Annotated in this window: 18 protein-coding genes and 1 riboswitch; of the genes, 4 read left to right on the forward strand and 14 right to left on the reverse strand. The window is 70.4% G+C overall.

Annotated elements, in window-relative coordinates; translation table 11 throughout:
• The first annotated feature begins 21 nt into the window (after positions 1–21).
• Positions 22–1143: an LOG family protein gene (locus ABZO29_RS14175; protein ID WP_367320548.1), complete on the forward strand. Its 1122-nt coding sequence runs from the start codon at positions 22–24 to the stop codon at positions 1141–1143.
• 177 nt (positions 1144–1320) lie between these two features.
• On the forward strand, positions 1321–1992 hold the full coding sequence (locus tag ABZO29_RS14180) for an LAETG motif-containing sortase-dependent surface protein (RefSeq protein ID WP_367320549.1): 672 nt from the start codon (positions 1321–1323) through the stop codon (positions 1990–1992).
• 200 nt (positions 1993–2192) lie between these two features.
• Here ABZO29_RS14180 and ABZO29_RS14185 read toward each other — a convergent pair whose 3' ends face one another.
• The 4 genes from ABZO29_RS14185 to rlmN form a co-directional block, all read right to left on the reverse strand.
• A complete protein-coding gene (locus ABZO29_RS14185) occupies positions 2193–3212 on the reverse strand; it encodes an ABC transporter ATP-binding protein (RefSeq protein WP_367320550.1) in 1020 nt (339 codons plus the stop codon).
• The gene (locus ABZO29_RS14190) at positions 3212–4816 is read right to left on the reverse strand and encodes an ABC transporter permease (protein WP_367320551.1); all 1605 of its coding nucleotides are present in this window, start codon (positions 4814–4816) and stop codon (positions 3212–3214) included. The genes ABZO29_RS14185 and ABZO29_RS14190 overlap by 1 nt, the downstream gene beginning before the upstream one ends.
• Before the next feature lie 47 nt (positions 4817–4863).
• Positions 4864–5946 (reverse strand): thiamine ABC transporter substrate binding subunit, encoded by a 1083-nt coding sequence (locus ABZO29_RS14195; protein ID WP_367320552.1) that lies wholly within the window; start codon positions 5944–5946, stop codon positions 4864–4866.
• 78 nt (positions 5947–6024) lie between these two features.
• Positions 6025–6132: riboswitch (TPP riboswitch) on the reverse strand.
• Between the two features lie 23 nt (positions 6133–6155).
• Positions 6156–7262, reverse strand: coding sequence for a 23S rRNA (adenine(2503)-C(2))-methyltransferase RlmN (gene rlmN, locus ABZO29_RS14200; protein ID WP_367320553.1), 1107 nt, complete (start codon positions 7260–7262; stop codon positions 6156–6158).
• A gap of 125 nt (positions 7263–7387) precedes the next feature.
• On the opposite strand from rlmN, the gene ABZO29_RS14205 reads away from it, so the two are divergent.
• The gene (locus ABZO29_RS14205; RefSeq protein WP_367320554.1) at positions 7388–7651 is read left to right on the forward strand and encodes a hypothetical protein; all 264 of its coding nucleotides are present in this window, start codon (positions 7388–7390) and stop codon (positions 7649–7651) included.
• Between the two features lie 37 nt (positions 7652–7688).
• Here the strand turns inward: ABZO29_RS14205 and ABZO29_RS14210 are convergent, their stop codons facing one another.
• The 6 genes from ABZO29_RS14210 to rpsB form a co-directional block, all read right to left on the reverse strand.
• A complete protein-coding gene (locus ABZO29_RS14210) occupies positions 7689–8138 on the reverse strand; it encodes an SRPBCC family protein (RefSeq protein ID WP_367320555.1) in 450 nt (149 codons plus the stop codon).
• Between the two features lie 137 nt (positions 8139–8275).
• A complete protein-coding gene (locus tag ABZO29_RS14215) occupies positions 8276–9424 on the reverse strand; it encodes a phosphatidate cytidylyltransferase (protein ID WP_367320556.1) in 1149 nt (382 codons plus the stop codon).
• Positions 9424–9981 (reverse strand): ribosome recycling factor, encoded by a 558-nt coding sequence (gene frr / locus ABZO29_RS14220; protein ID WP_367320557.1) that lies wholly within the window; start codon positions 9979–9981, stop codon positions 9424–9426. Before frr ends, ABZO29_RS14215 begins: the two co-directional genes overlap by 1 nt.
• Positions 9982–10114: 133 nt before the next feature.
• Positions 10115–10873, reverse strand: a complete 759-nt coding sequence (gene pyrH, locus ABZO29_RS14225; RefSeq protein ID WP_367320558.1) for a UMP kinase — start codon at positions 10871–10873, stop codon at positions 10115–10117.
• Between the two features lie 192 nt (positions 10874–11065).
• A complete protein-coding gene (gene tsf, locus ABZO29_RS14230) occupies positions 11066–11902 on the reverse strand; it encodes a translation elongation factor Ts (RefSeq protein ID WP_367320559.1) in 837 nt (278 codons plus the stop codon).
• 182 nt (positions 11903–12084) lie between these two features.
• Complete coding sequence (rpsB, locus tag ABZO29_RS14235) at positions 12085–12990, reverse strand: 30S ribosomal protein S2 (RefSeq protein WP_367320560.1); 906 nt, start codon at positions 12988–12990, stop codon at positions 12085–12087.
• 273 nt (positions 12991–13263) lie between these two features.
• On the opposite strand from rpsB, the gene ABZO29_RS14240 reads away from it, so the two are divergent.
• A complete protein-coding gene (locus ABZO29_RS14240; RefSeq protein WP_367320561.1) occupies positions 13264–13836 on the forward strand; it encodes a murein hydrolase activator EnvC in 573 nt (190 codons plus the stop codon).
• A gap of 77 nt (positions 13837–13913) precedes the next feature.
• On the opposite strand, the gene ABZO29_RS14245 is transcribed toward ABZO29_RS14240, so the two are convergent.
• From ABZO29_RS14245 to ABZO29_RS14260, 4 genes are all read right to left on the reverse strand, one after another.
• Positions 13914–14471 carry a TetR/AcrR family transcriptional regulator gene (locus ABZO29_RS14245; RefSeq protein WP_367326135.1) on the reverse strand — a complete coding sequence of 186 codons (558 nt, stop codon included), beginning with the start codon at positions 14469–14471 and terminating at the stop codon, positions 13914–13916.
• 95 nt (positions 14472–14566) lie between these two features.
• Complete coding sequence (gene whiG / locus ABZO29_RS14250; RefSeq protein WP_367320562.1) at positions 14567–15409, reverse strand: RNA polymerase sigma factor WhiG; 843 nt, start codon at positions 15407–15409, stop codon at positions 14567–14569.
• Positions 15410–15673: 264 nt separating this feature from the next.
• On the reverse strand, positions 15674–16834 hold the full coding sequence (dprA, locus tag ABZO29_RS14255) for a DNA-processing protein DprA (protein ID WP_367320563.1): 1161 nt from the start codon (positions 16832–16834) through the stop codon (positions 15674–15676).
• Entirely contained in the window at positions 16831–18456 is a 1626-nt protein-coding gene (locus ABZO29_RS14260) for a YifB family Mg chelatase-like AAA ATPase (protein ID WP_367320564.1), read from the reverse strand. The genes dprA and ABZO29_RS14260 overlap by 4 nt, the downstream gene beginning before the upstream one ends.
• Position 18457 lies beyond the last annotated feature (1 nt).

Raw genomic sequence — 18457 nt, forward strand, 5'->3', positions numbered from 1 at the left:
GGCCGCAATTAGCATGGGCGGGTGCAGACGAGCCCCGCCCATGCGGCCCACCACGACGACCGCGAGATCGAGACGCTCGAGGAGTTCGACGCGACCGTCTCGGCCCGTGGCACCCTCGCCGGATACCGGGTCCAGGCCGTCGATCTGACGGACCGCACGAGGGAGTTGCTCGCCACGGACACGACGGGCGCGGTGTTCCTCGGCTGCCCGATGCGCGAGAACGCGGCGGTGAAGGTCCGCACCGACGGCGCCCTGGTCTTCCCGCCCGTCCCGGACCTGCCCTTCGATCCGTACCGCGGTCATCTCTACACGCCGGACGAGCTGTTCGCCTCGCTCGACAAGGGCTACGAGGAAACCCCCGACGCCCTCTCCTACGCCTGGTTCCGGCGCACCAGGGCCGACCGCGACGTCTTCGCATCGACGCTGCGCGCCGTCCACGACGACTCCGTCTCCGACGCCCTCGACGAACTCCTCGTAGGCACACGCGTGGTGGGCGTCATGGGCGGGCACGCGATGGCCCGCGGGACGGAGGCGTACGCGGGTGCCGCGCGCCTCGGCCGCGAACTGACCCGCGACGGCTTCACCGTGGCCACGGGTGGCGGCCCGGGCGCGATGGAGGCGGCGAACCTCGGCGCCTACGCGGCCCCGTTCGGCGACGGCATGCTCACCGAGGCGCTCCAACTGCTCGCCAAGGACCCGTCCTTCGTGCCCTCGATCACCGACTGGGCCCGCGCCGCCTTCGAGGTGCGCAACCGGTGGCCGGGCGGCGGAGGCTCCGTAGGCATCCCCACCTGGTTCTACGGCCATGAGCCTCCGAACCCGTTCGCCTCGCACATCGCCAAGTACTTCGCCAACGCCACCCGCGAGGACGGCCTGCTGGCCCGTTCGACCGCCGGTGTGGTCTTCCTGCCGGGCGCCGCCGGCACCGTACAGGAGATCTTCGACAACGCGACGCCGAACTACTACGAGTCCCGTGGCGAGCCCACGCCCATGGTGCTCGTGGACCGCGCGCACTGGACGGAGCGGCTGCCCACGTGGCCCCTGCTGCAGTCGCTCGCGCGCGGCCGTTCGATGGAGTCCCGAATAGCCCTGGTTGACCGGATCGAGGAGGTCCCGGAGGCGTTGAAACGTCTCGGCGGTTAATGAGACGGCAAAGCAAGCGGCCTCTATGGGCATCCGCATTGACACTACTTATGGAACACTTATAAACCTGTGAGTCTCCTGGGGTTGGTGAGATTCCATCACCTGGGCTCCGTCACCTCGGCGTTGGCTCATCCCCCCCTCAACCCCCCGCAACTGTAGAACCCGTGAAGGGCAAACGTGTCCATAACTCGTCGCACCGCACGTCGTTCCGTGCGCATCCTCGGTGTCGCCGCCGCCTCGACCGCGCTCGCGCTCAGCGCCTCCGGCAGCGCGCTCGCCTGCAACATCAATGAGTTCTCCGCCGAAGCCAAGTGCGACGGCACGAACGGTGTCATCACCGTCACCGACGTGGACCCCACAGGCACCACCGCCATCGTCTCCGTGTTCCTGGAGAACAACGGCGCCGACGTGCGCAAGGTCGGCCAGCAGGAGGTCAAGGGCTCGAAGGAAGGTGTCACCATCACCTTCGCCGAGGACTGGGAGCCGAACGCGGTCTACCGCGTCCACGTCAAGGCCGGGAACCAGGTCGACGCGGACATCAAGCCCAACCTGACCACGCCGGCCACGGCCTGCAAGACCGAGACCACGCCGTCTCCGTCGCCGTCGGAGTCCGCCTCGACCCCGGCCGAGAGCGCGACCCCGACCCCGTCGGCCTCGGAGAGCAGCACCTCCCCCGCGGGCACCCCGAGCAACGCTCCGTCGCCCGCGGCCGGTGACTCCAACCTCGCCGAGACCGGTGCCAACTCCAACACCGGTCTGATCGCCGGCATCGCGGCCGCCCTGGTCGCCGTCGGTGGTGGCGCGGTGTTCTTCGGCATGCGCCGTCGCGGGGCGAGCAGCGACCGCTGACGCCGCCGTACGCACGCACGCACGCACCTGTGGCCCGTCCCCGCACCGGGGGCGGGCCACTCGCACATCGGTCGAAGGTCGCCCGCTCCAGCCGGAACTCCAGCAGGCCCCGCTCGCCGAGGACCTCCAACCGCCGGTTGTCGAGCGGCAGTCGCGGTCTCGGCGAGCCGAGCCCCCCGCCGGCCAGGCACGCGGGCAGGTCAGTCCAGCACCACGATTTCGGCGGCGTCGAACTCCACCCCGACCGCGGCCCCCACCTCCGGCGCCACCCGCAGCGCGCACGCCGCCTCCAATCGCGGCGCGTCCGCGGGCTGCAGGTGTACGGCGACATGGGTGCCCTTGAAGGTGCGGGCGGCGACCGTGCAGCGTAGCCCCTCGTCCGCCGGCACGAGCCGTACACCCGCGGGCCGTACCAGTAGCGTGCGCGTGCCCTGCGGGGCACCGTCGGGCACGGGGACCTTGCCCCAGGGCGTGTCCGCCGCCTCCCCGGCGACCGTCGCCGGTACCACGTTGTCGAAACCGAGGAAGCGGGCCACGAACGCGTCGGCCGGCCGCTGCCACACCTCGAGCGGCGTACCGGACTGGGCGATCCGCCCGTCCCGCATCACCACGACCCGGTCGGCGAGCGCGAAGGCCTCGCCCTGGTCGTGGGTGACCGCGAGCACGGTGGTGCCCAGCTGCCCGAACAGCTCCCGCAGTTCGACCACGAGGCGCTCCCGCAGCGACCGGTCGAGCTGTCCGAGCGGCTCGTCCAGCATCAGCAGCCGCGGTCGGGGCGCGAGAGCCCGGGCGAGCGCCACCCGCTGCTGTTCACCACCGGACAGCGCGGCCACGGCCCGGCGGGCTGCGCCCGGCAGCCCGACGAGTTCCAGCAACTCCCGTACCCGGGTGTCCTGCTGGGAGCGCGACGCCCCGTGCATCCGCAGCCCGAACGCGACGTTGCCCCCTGCATCACGCTGCGGGAACAGCTGATGATCCTGGAACATCAGCCCGACCCCCCGCCGGTGCGCGGGCACGCCCGCCTGGTCGCGCCCGTCGAGCAACACCCGTCCTGCATCAAGGGGTTGCAGCCCGGCCACCGCCCGCAGCAGCGTCGACTTGCCGCTGCCGCTGGGCCCGAGCACACACACGACCTCGTGCTCGGCGACGGCGAGATCGACCGTGTCGAGCACGGCCCGCCCGCCGAATCGGACGGTCGCGCCCTCCAGGCTCAGCAGCATCAGAACTCCCCCGTCCGGTCTGCGACCCGCAGACGATCCAACACCAGCAGGGCCACGGCGCACACCACCATCAGGATCGTGGAAAGGGCCATCGCCTGGCCGTAGTTGAGCTCACCGGCCCGCCCGAGGAGCCGGGCCACCGCAACGGGCAGCGTGGGGTTGTCGGGCCGCGCGATGAACACGGTCGCCCCGAACTCCCCCAGCGACACGGCGAAGGCGAACCCGGCCGCGACGAGCAGCGCCCGCCGCACCATCGGCAGATCGACCTCCCGCCACACCCGCCAGGGCGACGCCCCGAGCACCGCCGCGGCCTCCCGCAGCCGTACGTCCACGGCCCGCAGCACCGGCAGCATCGTCCGTACGACGAACGGGACGCCCACCAGCGCCTGCGCGAGGGGCACCAGGATCCAGGAGCTACGCAGGTCCAGCGGCGGCTCGTCGAGCGCGATCAGGAACCCGAAGCCGACCGTCACCGCGGAGACGCCGAGCGGCAGCATCAGCAGCGCGTCGAAGCCGCGCACGAGCCGGCCCGCGTCCCGCCGGGTGAGGGCCGCGGCCGCCAGACCGCCGATGAGGACCGCGATGGCGGTGGCGGCGACGGCGTACTCCAGCGAATTGCCGATCGCGTCGATCGGCGGGACGAGGAACGTGCCCCCGTCGGACGACGTCAGCGCCCGGTAGTAGCCGAAGCCGGGCCCGTCCAGCGACCGCTGCACCAGGACGGCGAGCGGCAGCAGCACAAGGACGACGACGGTGGCGAGGACACCGGCCAGCAGTGCCCACTGCCCGGCCCCGCGCGGCCGTCGCGCCGTGACGGACGCGTCCACCAGCCGCAGCGCGGTCTCCCGCCGCCGTACGGTCCATGCGTGCACGGCGAGGATCGTGCCGACCGCCACGAACTGGACGATCGTGAGGACGGCTGCGGTGGCCAGGTCGAAGATCTCCGACGTCTGCCGGTAGATCTCCACCTCGAGCGTGGAGAAGGTCGGCCCGCCGAGGATCTGCACCACGCCGAAGGAGGTGAAGGTGAACAGGAAGACCATCAGGGCCGCGGCGGCCACGGCGGGCGCGAGCGCCGGCAGGGTGACCTTCCGCCAGGCTTTGAGGGACGACGCGCCGAGCATCCGCGCGGCCTCCTCCTGCCGCGGGTCGAGCTGCGCCCACAGGCCGCCCACCGTGCGTACGACGACCGCGTAGTTGAAGAAGACGTGGGCCAGCAGGATCGCCCACACGGTGGTGTCGAGCCGTACACCCCACCACTCGTCGAGCAGCCCGCCGCGCCCGACGAGCGCCAGGAACGCCGTACCGACGACGACCGTCGGCAGGACGAACGGGACGGTCACCACGGCCCGCAGGGGCTGTTTGCCCGGGAAGTCGAAGCGGGCGAAGACGTACGCGCCGGGCAGCGCGATCAGCAGCGTGAGTCCGGTCGAGGCGAGCGCCTGCCAGGTGGTGAACCACAGGACGTGCCGGATGTCGGGCTGCGCGACCACGTCCCACAGCCGCCCCAACTGCCATGCCCCGTCGGCCTTCAGGCCGCGCGCGACGATCGCGGCGACGGGGTAGGCGAAGAAGACGCCGAAGAACGCGACGGGCAGGGCCATGAGCCCGAGCCGCGCCGCGCTCCCGGGACGTCGCCTCTTCGAGACGGCTACTTCAGTACGAGTGAGGTCCACGACTTGACCCACTGGTCACGGTCGGCGGCGATCTTCGACGGGTCCATGGTCTCGGGGTCCTCGGCGGGTGGCCCGTACTGGGTGAACTCGGCGGGCACGGCCGCACCCTTGACCACGGGGTAGACGAACATGTTGAGCGGCATGTCCTCCTGGAACCTCTTCGTGATCAGGAAGTCGATCAGCGCCTTGCCGCCCTTGCTGTTCTTCGCGTTGCTCAGCAGGCCGGCGAACTCGACCTGCCGGAAGCAGGTGGCGGTGGCGACCCCGGTCGGCGCGGTCGTCGGCTTCGGGTCGCCGTAGATCACCTCGGCGGGCGGCGAGGAGGCGTACGAGACGACGAGCGGCCGGTCGGCCTTCGCCTTCTTGCCGCCGGCGGAGCCGGAGAACTCCTCGTTGTAGGCCTGCTCCCAGCCGTCGACGACCTTCACGCCGTTGGCCTTGAGCTTCTTCCAGTAGTCCTGCCACCCGTCGTCGCCGTACTTCGCGGCGGTGCCGAGCAGGAAGCCCAGGCCGGGCGAGGAGGTGGCGGCGTTCTCGGTGACGAGGAGGTTCTTGTACTCGGGCTCGACCAGGTCGTCGAACGAGGCCGGCGGGGTCAGCTTGTGGTCGGCGAAGTACTTCTTGTCGTAGTTGACGCAGATGTCGCCGTAGTCGATGGGGGTGACCCGGTGCTTGTCCTCGTCGAGCTGGTACTGCTCGTCGACCTGTTCGAGCCCCTTCGCCTCGTACGACTGGAACAGGTCGTTGTCGAGTGCCCGCGACAGCAGCGTGTTGTCGACGCCGAAGAACACGTCGCCCTGCGGGTTGTCCTTGGTCAGGATTGCCTTGTTGACGGCCTGCCCGGCGTCGCCGGACTTGAGGACCCGGACCTTGTAGCCGGACTCCTTCTCGAAGGCGGCGATGACGCTCTTGGAGGCGACCCACGAGTCGTGGCTGACCAGCGTGACGGTCTTGGACTCGGAACCGCCGCTGCCGGACTCGGACGACGATCCGCACGCGGACAGCGTGACGAGGCCCAGGCCGACGGCCACGGCCGCGAGCTTCTTGGTGGTGCTCACTGAATTCCTCCTGGGTGACCAGGAAGAGACGCGGCCCTGCCCGGGATCCGAGGACCGGTCCCGGGCAGGGCGCAACAGCTTGAGTGGTGACCGAACTTCCTACCCAGAATGACCTGGGCGAGGTTCAGAGGGTCTGCGGCCCGATTGCCGCACTCTCAGCGCTGTGGCGCTCCCCTGTCGGAATATGAAGATATGCGTACGGCTTCAGACTACCGCTCGGTGGCCGCGAGCTGACCGCACGCCCCGTCGATCTCCTGGCCGCGGGTGTCCCGGATCGTCACCGGCACCCCGTGCGCCGCGATGGCCTCGACGAACGCCTTCTCGTCCGCGGGGCGCGAAGCGGTCCACTTCGAGCCCGGGGTCGGGTTGAGCGGAATGAGATTGACGTGCACGGGCTTGCCCCTGAGCAGCCGCCCGAGCCGGTCACCGCGCCACGCCTGGTCGTTGATGTCCCGGATCAGCGCGTACTCGATGGACAGCCGGCGCCCGGACTTCTCGACGTACTCGAACCCGGCGTCGAGGACCTCGCGCACCTTCCACCGTGTGTTCACGGGGACGAGGGTGTCGCGCAGTTCGTCGTCCGGCGCGTGCAGCGAGATCGCGAGCCGGCACTTGAAGCCCTCGTCGGCGAACCGGTGGATGGCGGGCACCAGCCCGACCGTCGACACGGTGATGCCGCGCTGCGAGAGCCCCAGCCCGTCCGGCGCGGGGTCGGTGAGCGCCCGGACGGCCCCCACGACCCGCTTGTAGTTGGCGAGCGGCTCACCCATGCCCATGAAGACGATGTTGGAGAGCCGAGCGGGCCCACCGGGCACCTCCCCGTCCCGCAGGGCCCGCATACCGTCGACGATCTGATGGACGATCTCGGCGGTGGACAGATTCCGATCGAGCCCCGCCTGCCCGGTCGCACAGAACGGGCAGTTCATCCCGCACCCCGCCTGCGAGCTGATGCACATCGTCACCCGGTCCGGGTAGCGCATGAGCACGGACTCGACGAGCGTGCCGTCGAACAGCCGCCACAGCGTCTTGCGGGTCGTACCCTCGTCCGTCGACAGATGCCGCACGACCGTCATCAACTCGGGCAGCAGCGCCTCCCGCAGCTTGGGGCGCGCGGCGGCCGGGATGTCGGTCCACTGCTCCGGGTCGTGCGCGTACCGCGCGAAGTAGTGCTGCGAGAGCTGCTTGGCACGAAACGGCTTCTCCCCGATTTCGGCCACCGCGTCCTTGCGCTCGGCGGGCGTGAGATCGGCGAGATGCCGCGGCGGCTTCTTGGCTCCGCGCGGGGCGACGAATGTGAGTTCTCCGGGCTTAGGCATGGCCGTACCAGTGTCGCAGATCCACTGGTGTGCCCGAGGAGACGGCCATTCGGTGTAGCGGGCTACACCACGGAGTCGGGAGTCCGCTCTCTCGTGACGGCCCGCGTCCGACGGGATCGTGGGTCGTGGACGGCCTGAAGGCCATCCACGAGGCCGGGCTGGACGCCGTGAACGACCCGTCGCAGACCGGCAGGTCCATCGACACGATCGAGAAGAACCTCGACAAGATCAACGCCAAGACGGACGACGGCAAGGTCGACGAGGCCGTCGACGACCTCAACCAGGCCGTCGAGGACTACAACAAGGCCATCCTGAACGGCGACACGAACCCGGACTCCGGCAGGATCGACGCCGCGGCCGCGAAGCTGACGGACGTCTGCACGTCGTGAGCATGAGCGGGCCGAGCCGGCCCGCTCACGAGGCGGACTACGCGCCGGGACGTTCCAGCAGGTCCTTGAGCAGTTGCTCGTTGCGCGGCATCTCTTTGCGGACCTGTGGGCGGACGACGAGGGGCGTGAGGATCTTTCCTATGCCGTGGCTCTCGAAGTCGAGTTCCATCGTGACGCGGGAGCGCCGGCCGTCGTCGATCGGCTCGATCTCACCGTGGAAGATGCCCCTGACGGGGCCGTCAATGCCGCGCACACTCCAGCTGTGCGGCGGGTCGTACTCGGTGAGTTCCGAGGTCATCGGGATCTCTCGGCGGCCGACGCGCCGCGTGACCCGGACGCGTGAACCGGTGTGCAGCGGCCCTTCGTCCAGCAGCTCCGCGGATACCGCGCTGAGCTGCCATTCTGTCAGGTGAGACGGGTCGATGACATATGCGTAGACGTCTTCGGGACTGCGGTCGACGTCGATCACTTCACGGATGGCGGACATGACGTCCTCCTTCCAGGGTGATCCCCTTTGCGGGCTTACACCGGAATCGTCCCACTCCGCAGACAGGGGCGCCACGGCCGGAGAAACAAGGAGCCCCCGCCCTTGGAAGAGCGGGGGCTCCGGTGCACTGTGAGCCGTCACCCGGACCCGACGAAGATCACAAGAAGTAGCCACACCACAGGAGCCGTCGGCAACAGTGAGTCCAGCCGGTCCATGATCCCCCCGTGCCCGGGGAGCAGCGTGCCCATGTCCTTGATGCCCAGGTCGCGCTTGATCATCGACTCGCCGAGGTCTCCGAGCGTCGCGCTGGCCGCGACCGCGAGGCCCAGCAGCAGGCCCTGCCACCAGGAGCCGTCGTCGATGAGGAACTCCATGCACAGGGCGCCGGCGACCATGGCGAACGAGACCGCCCCGAGCAGGCCTTCGCGCGTCTTGCCGGGGCTGATGCGCGGGGCGAGCTTGTGCCTGCCGAAGCGCCAGCCGATCGCGTACGCGCCCGTGTCGCTGACGACCGTGAGGAGCAGGAACGTCAGGACGCGCCAGGGACCGTCGTCGGCGGTGAGCATCATCGCGACGAACGTGGCCAGGAAGGGTACGTAGAAGGCCGCGAAGACGCCGGCCGTGACGTCCTTGAGGTAGCCCTCCGGCGGCTCCGCCATGCGCCATACGAGCACGGCCAGCGCCGTGAGTGCCATCGCGACCCACGCGCCCTCGGCACCGCGCGCGTAACCGGCGACGATCATCGCCGCCCCGCCGAGGGCGAGTGGCACCAGGGGCGCCTTGATGCCCTTGCGCTCCTGCAGGCGGCTCGTCAGCTCCCACAGGCCCACGACGACGGCGACGGCTATGACGCCGACGAACACGGCCTTGACGACGAACAGCGACGCGATGATGACCGCACCGAGCCCGACGCCGACCCCTATGGCCGCGCTCAGGTCGCGCCCCGCGCTCTTCTTCTGCGGCTGGGGCGCCGGCTGCGAGGCGTCGGGCATGGGCTCCGGATTCTGCGGCACCGCCCCGTGGGGCCGCGCCTGCGGCGTGTCGTAAGGCCGCGCCTGCGGCATCTCGTCGCGGAACAAGGGGCCGCTCAGCCGAGCGGCCCCCCGGTCGTCATCCTGGTCTCCGCCATACGCGGGTACGTCGGGCGCGATGGGCATGGGGCGAGTCTGCTGGGCGTCATGCGCATCGTACGCGGGACCCGCCGGGGCAGCCTCCTGGCCAGGTCCCTGCTCGGTGGGCCCCCAGTACCCTGCGTGTGGCGGCGCTCCCCAGGAAGAGTCGTTCATCAGACCTCGAGAAGCTCCGCTTCCTTGTGCTTGAGAAGCTCGTCCACCTGGGCGACGTACTTGTGCGTGGTGTCGTCGAGCTCCTTCTCCGCACGACGGCCCTCGTCCTCACCGATCTCGCCGTCCTTGATCAGCTTGTCGATGGCGTCCTTGGCCTTGCGGCGCACGGAGCGGATGGACACCTTGGCGTCCTCGCCCTTGCCCTTGGCGACCTTGATGTACTCGCGGCGGCGCTCCTCGGTGAGCTCGGGGAACACCACCCGGATGATGTTGCCGTCGTTGCTCGGGTTGACGCCCAGGTCGGAGTCACGGATCGCCTGCTCGATGTTGCGCAGCGCGCTCTTGTCGAACGGGGTCACCACGGCCATGCGCGGCTCCGGCACAGCGAACGAAGCCAGCTGGTTGATCGGCGTCGGCGCGCCGTAGTAGTCGGCCACGATCTTGTTGAACATCGCCGGGTGCGCACGGCCCGTGCGGATCGCGGCGAAGTCCTCCTTGGCGACCACGACGGCCTTCTCCATCTTCTCCTCGGCCTCGAGGAGGGTCTCTTCGATCACCACTTGCTCCTGCGTGTCTTGGGTAGGCCCGGCTGCGGTTCCTTGGTGGGGCGGCGGCCGGCTGCGTCGCGTCTTCTTTCTGCACGGTTCCCGACCGGCAGGACATTGTCCATCCCCCGGTCAGGGTCCGTGGTCAGTCCCGGCTGCCCTGGTCACCCACAAGCGTGCCGATCTTCTCACCCTTGACGGCGCGAGCGATATTGCCCTCCGCCAGGAGCTCGAAGACGAGGATCGGAAGCTTGTTGTCGCGGCAGAGCGTTATGGCGGTGGCGTCGGCGACCTTCAGGTCACGGGTGATGACCTCGCCGTAACCGAGGGAGTCGAACTTGACGGCGTCCGGGTTGGACTTCGGGTCGGAGTCGTAGACCCCGTCCACGCCGTTCTTGCCCATCAGCAGCGCCTCGGCGTCGATCTCCAGGGCGCGCTGGGCGGCGGTGGTGTCCGTGGAGAAGTACGGCATGCCCATACCGGCGCCGAAGATGACCACGCGGCCCTTCTCCAGGTGGCGCACGGCACGCAGCGGGATGTACGGCTCGGCGACCTGGCCCATGGTGATGGCCGTCTGGACGCGGCTGTCGATGCCCTCCTTCTCCAGGAAGTCCTGGAGGGCGAGGCAGTTCATGACCGTGCCGAGCATGCCCATGTAGTCGGAACGGGCGCGGTCCATGCCACGCACCTGGAGCTGGGCTCCGCGGAAGAAGTTGCCGCCGCCGATGACAACCGCGATCTGCGCCCCGTCGCGCACGACGGCCGCGATCTCACGGGCGATCTTGTGCACCACGTCGGGGTCCACGCCCAGGCCCCCGCCACCGGAGAATGCCTCTCCGGACAGCTTCAGCAGGAACCGGCCGCGTACTTTGCCGTCGTCGCTCTTCTGGGCCTTGGTGGTCATGGAGATCCCGCCTCTTTCACGTGTTGCACATACGAAGAAGGCCATTGCCGGTGGGGTGGCTTGTCGCTCCCATGCTCGGCAATGGCCTCCTCGTCAGATCTGCTGTCGTCCGTCACGCACGCATGCGTGACGGCGTACGCGGACGACTTGCACTCGACCCTATAGCGGCCGGGCGTCGATCGCGGTACGGACTCAGATGCCGACCTTGATGCGCGTGAAGCGCTTCAGGGTGACACCCGCCTCGTCCAGGACCTTCTGGACCGACTTCTTGTTGTCGAGCGCGTACGGCTGACCGAGCAGCGTGGCGTCCTTGAAGAAGCCGTTCAGGCGACCCTCGACGATCTTGGCGATCGCGGCCTCGGGCTTGCCCTCGGCGCGGGTGGTCTCCTCGGCGATACGGCGCTCGGACTCGACGACCTCGGCCGGGACGTCCTCCTTGGCGAGGTACTTCGGCGCGAAGGCGGCGATGTGCTGGGCGACGCCCTTGGCGACCTCGGCGTTCGGCTTGTCCAGCTCGACGAGGACACCGATCTGCGGGGGCAGGTCGGGCATCGTGCGGTGCATGTACGCGATCACGAAGCCGTCGGCGAACTGCGCGAAGCGGTCCAGGACGATCTTCTCGCCCAGGTTGGCGTTGGCCTCGTCCACGAACGCCTGAACGGTCTTGCCGGCCTCGATCTCGGAGGCGAGCAGGGCCTCGAGGTCGGCCGGGGAGGTCTTGGCGATGTGCTCGGCGATGGCCGTGGCCGCGGCCTGGAACTTCTCGCCCTTGGCGACGAAGTCCGTCTCGCACTTCAGCTCGACGAGGACACCGGAGGAGTTGTCGTCGGCGATGATCGAGACCACGGCGCCGTTCTCGGCGGAGCGGCCCTCGCGCTTGGCGACGCCCTTCTGGCCCTTGATGCGGAGCGCCTCGACGGCCTTCTCCACGTTGCCCTCGGCCTCGTCCAGCGCCTTCTTGCAGTCCATCATGCCGGCGCCGGTGAGCTCACGGAGCTTCTTGACGTCGGCGGCGGTGTAGTTCGCCATGAGTCTGTGAATCTTTCTCGAAGTCTGGAAGATCGAAGATCTGCACGGTCTGCGCTCTACATGTAGAGGTAGCTCGCCGACTCGGTGCTGACCTACGGGTGAACGGCGGGAGCGGACTTCACCGCGCCGGAGGCGCTGATGGATGGAGTGCCGCCCCCGCCGTCAACACTGACGCTGTCGTGTCAGGCCTGCTCGGCGTCCGCGGCCGGAGCCTCGGCCGCGGGGGCCTCGGCGACGGGGGCCTCGGCAGCCGGAGCCTCGGCGGCCGGAGCCTCGGCGGCGGGGGCCTCGGCAGCCGGAGCCTCGTCGGCCTTCTTCTCGCCCTCGAGCAGGTCGCGCTCCCACTCGGCGAGCGGCTCGCCCGCGGCCTTCTCGCCCTTGCCCTCGGTGGCGACACCGGAGCGGGCGATGAGGCCCTCGGCGACCGCGTCGGCGATCACACGGGTGAGCAGGGTGACGGAGCGGATCGCGTCGTCGTTGCCCGGGATCTTGTAGTCGACCTCGTCGGGGTCGCAGTTGGTGTCGAGGATCGCGACGACCGGGATGTTGAGCTTCCGGGCCTCACCAACGGCGATGTGCTCCTTCTTGGTGTCCACGATCCAGACGGCGCTGGGCACCTTCTGCATCTCGCGGATACCGCCGAGGGTCTTCTCCAGCTTGGCCTTCTCGCGCGAGAGCACGAGAAGCTCCTTCTTGGTCAGACCTGACGCGGCGACGTCCTCGAAGTCGATCTGCTCGAGCTCCTTGAGGCGCTGCAGACGCTTGTAGACGGTGGAGAAGTTGGTGAGCATGCCGCCCAGCCAGCGCTGGTTGACGTAGGGCATGCCGACGCGGGTGGCCTGCTCGGCGATGGCCTCCTGCGCCTGCTTCTTCGTGCCGACGAACATGACCGTGCCGCCGTGGGCGACGGTCTCCTTGACGAACTCGTAGGCGCGGTCGATGTACGACAGCGACTGGAGCAGGTCGATGATGTAGATGCCGTTGCGCTCGGTGAAGATGAAGCGCTTCATCTTCGGGTTCCAGCGACGGGTCTGGTGACCGAAGTGGACGCCGCTCTCCAGCAGCTCCCGCATCGTGACGACGGCCATGGCCGTTCTCCTTGAGTTTTCTCGGTTGTGCCGCGGGGGCCGGACGGCTCCCGCGCCTGACGCCCGCGGTGCGCCGAGCCACGAAGGACCGAGAGGCGCTGACAGGGGCCGTTACTGGCCGCCGTATCGGGGCGTGCGAAGTCGACCCGGTGACCCGGATCGCCAGAAGAAGTGTACGGGACCGGCGGGGCACCGGGTGACGCCGCTGTCCACAACCGGGGAGTAGTCCACAGATCCCGGCCATGATCGACCTGGGTGCGGGACGGTTCTCGCATGCGAGAACGATGTGTGCGTACGACGCTGCTGCTGATGCTGCTGGTCACCGCGCTGCCGGCGGCCGGGGCCCGAGCGGGCGCCCCCGGACGGGAGGGGACGGAGGTTCCGGTGCCGGCCGTGGGCCGCCATTGGCCCGTGGGGACGAGTCCACCGGTCCTAAGGGGCTGGGAGCCCCCGGCGACGGTGTACGGCCGCGGCCACCGGGGCGTCGACCTGGCGGCACCGCCCGGAACACCGGTGCGCGCGGTGGCGGCGGGCCGGGTCTCGTTCGCGGGCCGGGTGGCGGGAAAGGGCGTCGTCTCCGTGGAACTGACGGGCACGGGCGAACCACCACTGCGAACGACGTACGAGCCGCTGCGGGCGTCGGTGGAGAAGGGTCAGGAGGTGGCGGCGGGCGAGGTGGTGGGAACGGTGGAACCGGCAGGCTCACACTGCACGGTCACATGCGTGCACTGGGGCCTGCGGAGGGGAGACGTCTACCTGGACCCGCTGTCGCTGCTGCCGCCATGGTTGCTGCACAGGGGCCCGTCGAGGCTGCTACCGGTACTGGGGGTGCCGCTGCCGTCGTAGCCGCCGGCAAGCTGCGGGCATGCGTGCCGCCCGGCACCGGCAAGCGCAAGCCGACCTCAGCAGCAGCACAGCCGACGTCAGCCCCGAACCCCCCGCAGCACCATCCCCACCGCCGCTTCAGTGATCGCCGCAGGATCCTCCGCCGCCCCCAGCTCGATCCTCCGCACGGCCGCGTCCACAACCCCCTGCAAGAGCATCGCCGCGAGCCGGGGCTCCCCGTGCCCCATCTCCCCCAGCGCCTCCACGATCATCGCCACGAGCCCCCCGTGCGCGGCCCGGATCTTCTCCCGGGCGCCCGCATCGAGCTCACTCGCCGAGATCGCCACGACGGCCCGGTGCCGCCGGTCCCCGACGAGGGCCAGCTGCTGCCGCACATATGCCTCGATCTTGCCCTCGGCCGTCTCCGCCCGCTCCATCGCCGCCGAGACCTCCGCCGCCCAGACCGGGAAGTCGACCTCGCACAGCTCCTCGACGACGGCCGCCCGCGACCGGAAGTACTCGTACACGGACGACCGCGCAAGCCCCGTCCGCTCGGCGAGGGCCGGAAACGTCAGCGCCTCCGTCCCACCCTCGGACAGCAAAGACCGAGCCGCATCCAGCAGGGCGGCTCGCTGCATCGACCGGTGCTCGGCCACGGAGGCCGCTCGAATCCTTGGCACGCAAACCACTTTACGGACGCGCCACCCCCGACGGGAGCGACTCACCCCGACGCGCCCCCGAGCCGGGCGGGTCAGCGCGCGAAGCTCGCCAGCTTCGCACGCAGCTGAAGCACGGACTTGGTGTGGATCTGACTGACCCGGCTCTCGGTCACGCCCAGCACGTTCCCGATCTCCGCCAGCGTCAGCCCCTCGTAGTAGTAGAGCGTGACAACGGTCTTCTCCCGCTCGGGCAGCGTGTTGATCGCCCGCGCCAGGAACCGCCGCAGCTCCCGGTCCTCGGCCACTTCCACCGGATTGTCGGCGGCGGTGTCCTCCAGGGTGTCCATGAGACTGAGCCGGTCGCCGCCCTCACCGCCGACGTGCAGCAGTTCCTCGAGGGCGACGACGTTCGCCAGCGACAGCTGGCTGAACACCGCATGCAGTTCGTCCACCTGGATGCCCAGCTCGGCGGCCACCTCCCCTTCCGACGGCGTCCGCCTGAGCCGTGCCTCCAGGGTCGCGTAAGCCCGCTCCACGTTCCGCGCCTTCTGCCGCACGGACCGCGGGATCCAGTCCAGCGCCCGCAGCTCGTCGATCATCGCGCCCCGGATCCGCGTGATCGCGTACGTCTCGAACTTGATCTCCCGGTCGATGTCGAACTTCTCGATCGCGTCGATGAGCCCGAAGACCCCGGAGGAGACGAAGTCGGCCTGCTCGACGTTGGGCGGCAGGCCGACGCTCACCCGCCCCGCCACGTACTTCACCAGCGGTGAGTAGTGCAGGATCAGCTGCTCCCGCAGCCGCTCGTCTCCCGTCGCCTTGTACGACCGCCACAGCTCCTCGAGCGTCGAAGGAGCGGGCGGCCGCATGCTGCCACCGTCGCGGGCGGCTGGGGGGATCGCCGCCCGGTCGGACCCGGAGGTGTGCTGGGGCATTCGTCGCCTTGTGCCGTTCTGCAGTGGACTACGTGGTGAGCTGTCGGTCTGGTGTCGAGTTGCCGGCCTGTGTCGGGATCCACGTGAGCGTAGCGTGACTACGGCGTCGCGGTGTGCGAACGGCGGGGCTCGACCCATGTGCAGATACGTTCCGATGTGCGACCCGACGCGGCCCTGCGGTCGCCCTGTGTGACCACCGCACCATCCCAACTGCGGGAAACCACAAGGGGTTCCGGGTTCCCCCGGACGGCCGAACACGCTCGGTCAGCACCCCCTGCCGGTCCCGCGCGAGGAGATCATCGCCTGGCGTGTCAACTTCCAGCTGTCGCCGTGTCGTTCGACGTAACCAAGTGCTCTGAGTTCGTACAACCTCGCGATCGCGTCGTCCTCCGTCGTCTGCGCACCCCGTGCGACCTCGTGCGCCGGCGCCGCCGTATGCGCCGGCAGCGCGGCCAGGACACGCCGGGCACCCGGTTCGAGCAGGTCGCGCGGCAGCACCGGGCCGCGCCGGTCCGGGGCCAGCTCCCCCATGTCGCCGACGAGCTCGACGACCTCCGCGGCATCGGTGACCAGCGCCGCGTCCCCGCGCAGCAGTTCGTGCACGCCGGCGGAGAGAGGGCTGGTGGCCGGCCCCGGCACGCCCATGGTGTGGCGGCCGAGCCGCTGCGCCGCCCGCGCCGTCACCAGCGAGCCGCTCCGGTGGGCCGCCTCCACGACCACGGTGCCCCGGGTGAGCGCGGCGATCACCCGGTTACGGAGGATGAACCTGCTCGGAGTCGGATGATCGCCGGGCGGCAACTCGCCGACCACCAGGCCCTGTTCCGCGATCCTGGTGATCAGCTCGGTGTGTCCCCGCGGATAGGGCCGGTCGACGCCGCAGGCGAGGACGGCGACGGTGGCACCGCCCGCGCCCAGGGCGCCCCTGTGGGCGGCGCCGTCGACACCGTAGGCACCGCCGGACACCACGACCCACCCTCGCTCGGCGAGGCCGGCGGCGAGGGTCGCCGCCATGTGCGCGCCGTACTCGGTGCAGGCCCGCGCCCCCACGACGGCGACGGATCTGAGCGCCCACATCCGCAGGCTGGGCCGCCCGCGCACCCACAGTCCGAGAGGCCGGGCGTCCCCCAGCTCGTCGAGCCCGCCCGGCCACTCGATGCCGCCGGGCCGGACGAACCGCACGCCGGCGTCCCGCGCGACGGCGAGATCCCGCCGGGGCTCGGCCCGCCCGGCGCGAGCCCTGAGTCCTGTCCACCGCTGCCCGCTCACCCCCGGTAGCGCCGGACCGCCCTCCCGCAACCTCCGTGCCACCCGCACGGCCCCCGACTCCCGTACCCATCGCCCGGCGACCTCGTCACCGGGTTCGACGACACGGGTGAGGAAGACACGGGCGAGCAGTTCGTCGTCCGGGTCGTCGTCGCCGGTCACGTCAGGGCCCCGATGGCCATCGGCACGCCGCGCGGAACCCCCGTGCGCAGCTGCAGTGCGAGGGCGACGTCCGTCGCGTCGGGCCGGTCATGGCCGACCAGGTCGGCGACGGTCCACGCCACGCGCAGGACGCGATCGAGACCGCGGGCCGTCAGCACGCCCCGCTCCAGGTTCCGCTCGGCCTCGTCCATCGCACCGCTCGCGGCGTGCCAGCGGCTGCGCAGCTCCCGCCCGGGCACCTCGCTGTTGGTGCGCCACGGCGTTCCCGCCAGCCGGGCCGCGGCCCGCTCACGGGCGGCCAGGACACGGCCGGCGACCGTCGTCGTGGACTCGCCGGCGGCACCGCGCCGGGCGAGCTCGGCCCGGCTGACCGGATCCACCTCGACCCGCAGATCGACCCGGTCCAGGAGCGGACCCGAGAGCCGGGCCTGGTACCGGCGGATCGCCGAGGGCGGGCATTCGCACAGGCTGTCCCGCTGCGAGAAGCGACCGCACGGACACGGATTGGCCGCGAGCACCATCAGGAACCTCGCCGGAAACCGCACCACGCCCGCGCTGCGCGCGATCACCACGTGCCCCGACTCCAAAGGCTGTCGCAGGGCGTCCAGGGCCTGGCTGTTGAACTCCGGGGTCTCGTCGAGGAAGAGCACTCCCCGGTGAGCGAGGGAGACGGCTCCGGGCCGGGCGACGCCCGGGCCGCCCCCGACGAGCGCCTGCATCGTGGCCGAGTGGTGCGGGGCGCAGTACGGCGCGACGTCGATCAGCGGTTTGCCCGGTGGCAGGAGTCCGGCCACCGAGTGCACCGCCGTGACCTCCAGCGACTCCTGCCGGCCGAGTCGGGGCAGGACGGCCGGCAACCGTTCGGCCAGCATGGTCTTGCCCGCACCGGGCGGCCCTTCCAGGAACAGGTGGTGCCCGCCCGCCGCGGCCACCTCCACCGCCGTGCGCGCCGAGATCTGGCCCACGACGTCGGCGAGGTCGTGGCCCTGGTCGTGCTGCGCGGCGCCCACGCTGTGCATGCCCGTGGCCGCGCCCGTGCCGGGTACCCGCAGGCCGGCCAGGAGCGGGTCGGGCCGCCCCTGCTGGTCGGGTTCCTCCTCGGGCACGGGTTCGTCCGTCAGGACGGCGATCAGCTGCCGCAGGCTGCGGACACCAAGAACGGACACGCCCGGCACCAGCGAGGCCTCGGCGGCGGCGCACTCCGGCACGACCACCTGCTCGTACCCGGCGTCCGCCGCCGCCAGCACCGCCGGAAGGATGCCGCGTACGGGCCGCACCCGTCCGTCCAGCCCCAGCTCTCCGATCATGACGATGTCGGCGAGCACCCTCGGATCGATCCGCTCGGCGGCACCGAGCACGGCGCAGGCGACGGCGAGATCGAACCCACTGCCGGCCTTCGGCACGGACGCCGGACTGAGCCCGACCGTGAGCTTCTTCTGCGGCCACTCGGCACCCGAGTTCACCACCGCGGCCCTGACCCGGTCCCTGCTCTCGGTCAGGCTCTTGTCGGGCAGCCCCACCAGTGTGAACGCGGCGACTCCCGGTTCGAGGTCGGCCTGGACCTCGACGACCACGCCTTCCACGCCCACCAGCGCGACCGAGCACGTACGGGCGAATCCCATC

Origin of the sequence: Streptomyces sp. HUAS ZL42, assembly GCF_040782645.1 — a bacterium.
Taxonomy (GTDB): domain Bacteria; phylum Actinomycetota; class Actinomycetes; order Streptomycetales; family Streptomycetaceae; genus Streptomyces.

Excerpts from the sequence above, each read along its gene's own strand:
- ABZO29_RS14185 (WP_367320550.1), bottom strand. The coding sequence starts at position 3,212 with ATGCTGCTGAGCCTGGAGGGCGCGACCGTCCGATTCGGCGGGCGGGCC.
- ABZO29_RS14190 (WP_367320551.1), bottom strand. The coding sequence starts at position 4,816 with ATGGCCCTGCCCGTCGCGTTCTTCGGCGTCTTCTTCGCCTACCCCGTC.
- rlmN (WP_367320553.1), bottom strand. The coding sequence starts at position 7,262 with ATGCCTAAGCCCGGAGAACTCACATTCGTCGCCCCGCGCGGAGCCAAG.
- ABZO29_RS14210 (WP_367320555.1), bottom strand. The coding sequence starts at position 8,138 with ATGTCCGCCATCCGTGAAGTGATCGACGTCGACCGCAGTCCCGAAGAC.
- ABZO29_RS14215 (WP_367320556.1), bottom strand. The coding sequence starts at position 9,424 with ATGAACGACTCTTCCTGGGGAGCGCCGCCACACGCAGGGTACTGGGGG.
- pyrH (WP_367320558.1), bottom strand. The coding sequence starts at position 10,873 with ATGACCACCAAGGCCCAGAAGAGCGACGACGGCAAAGTACGCGGCCGG.
- tsf (WP_367320559.1), bottom strand. The coding sequence starts at position 11,902 with ATGGCGAACTACACCGCCGCCGACGTCAAGAAGCTCCGTGAGCTCACC.
- rpsB (WP_367320560.1), bottom strand. The coding sequence starts at position 12,990 with ATGGCCGTCGTCACGATGCGGGAGCTGCTGGAGAGCGGCGTCCACTTC.
- ABZO29_RS14240 (WP_367320561.1), top strand. The coding sequence starts at position 13,264 with ATGCGAGAACGATGTGTGCGTACGACGCTGCTGCTGATGCTGCTGGTC.
- whiG (WP_367320562.1), bottom strand. The coding sequence starts at position 15,409 with ATGCCCCAGCACACCTCCGGGTCCGACCGGGCGGCGATCCCCCCAGCC.
- ABZO29_RS14260 (WP_367320564.1), bottom strand. The coding sequence starts at position 18,456 with ATGGGATTCGCCCGTACGTGCTCGGTCGCGCTGGTGGGCGTGGAAGGC.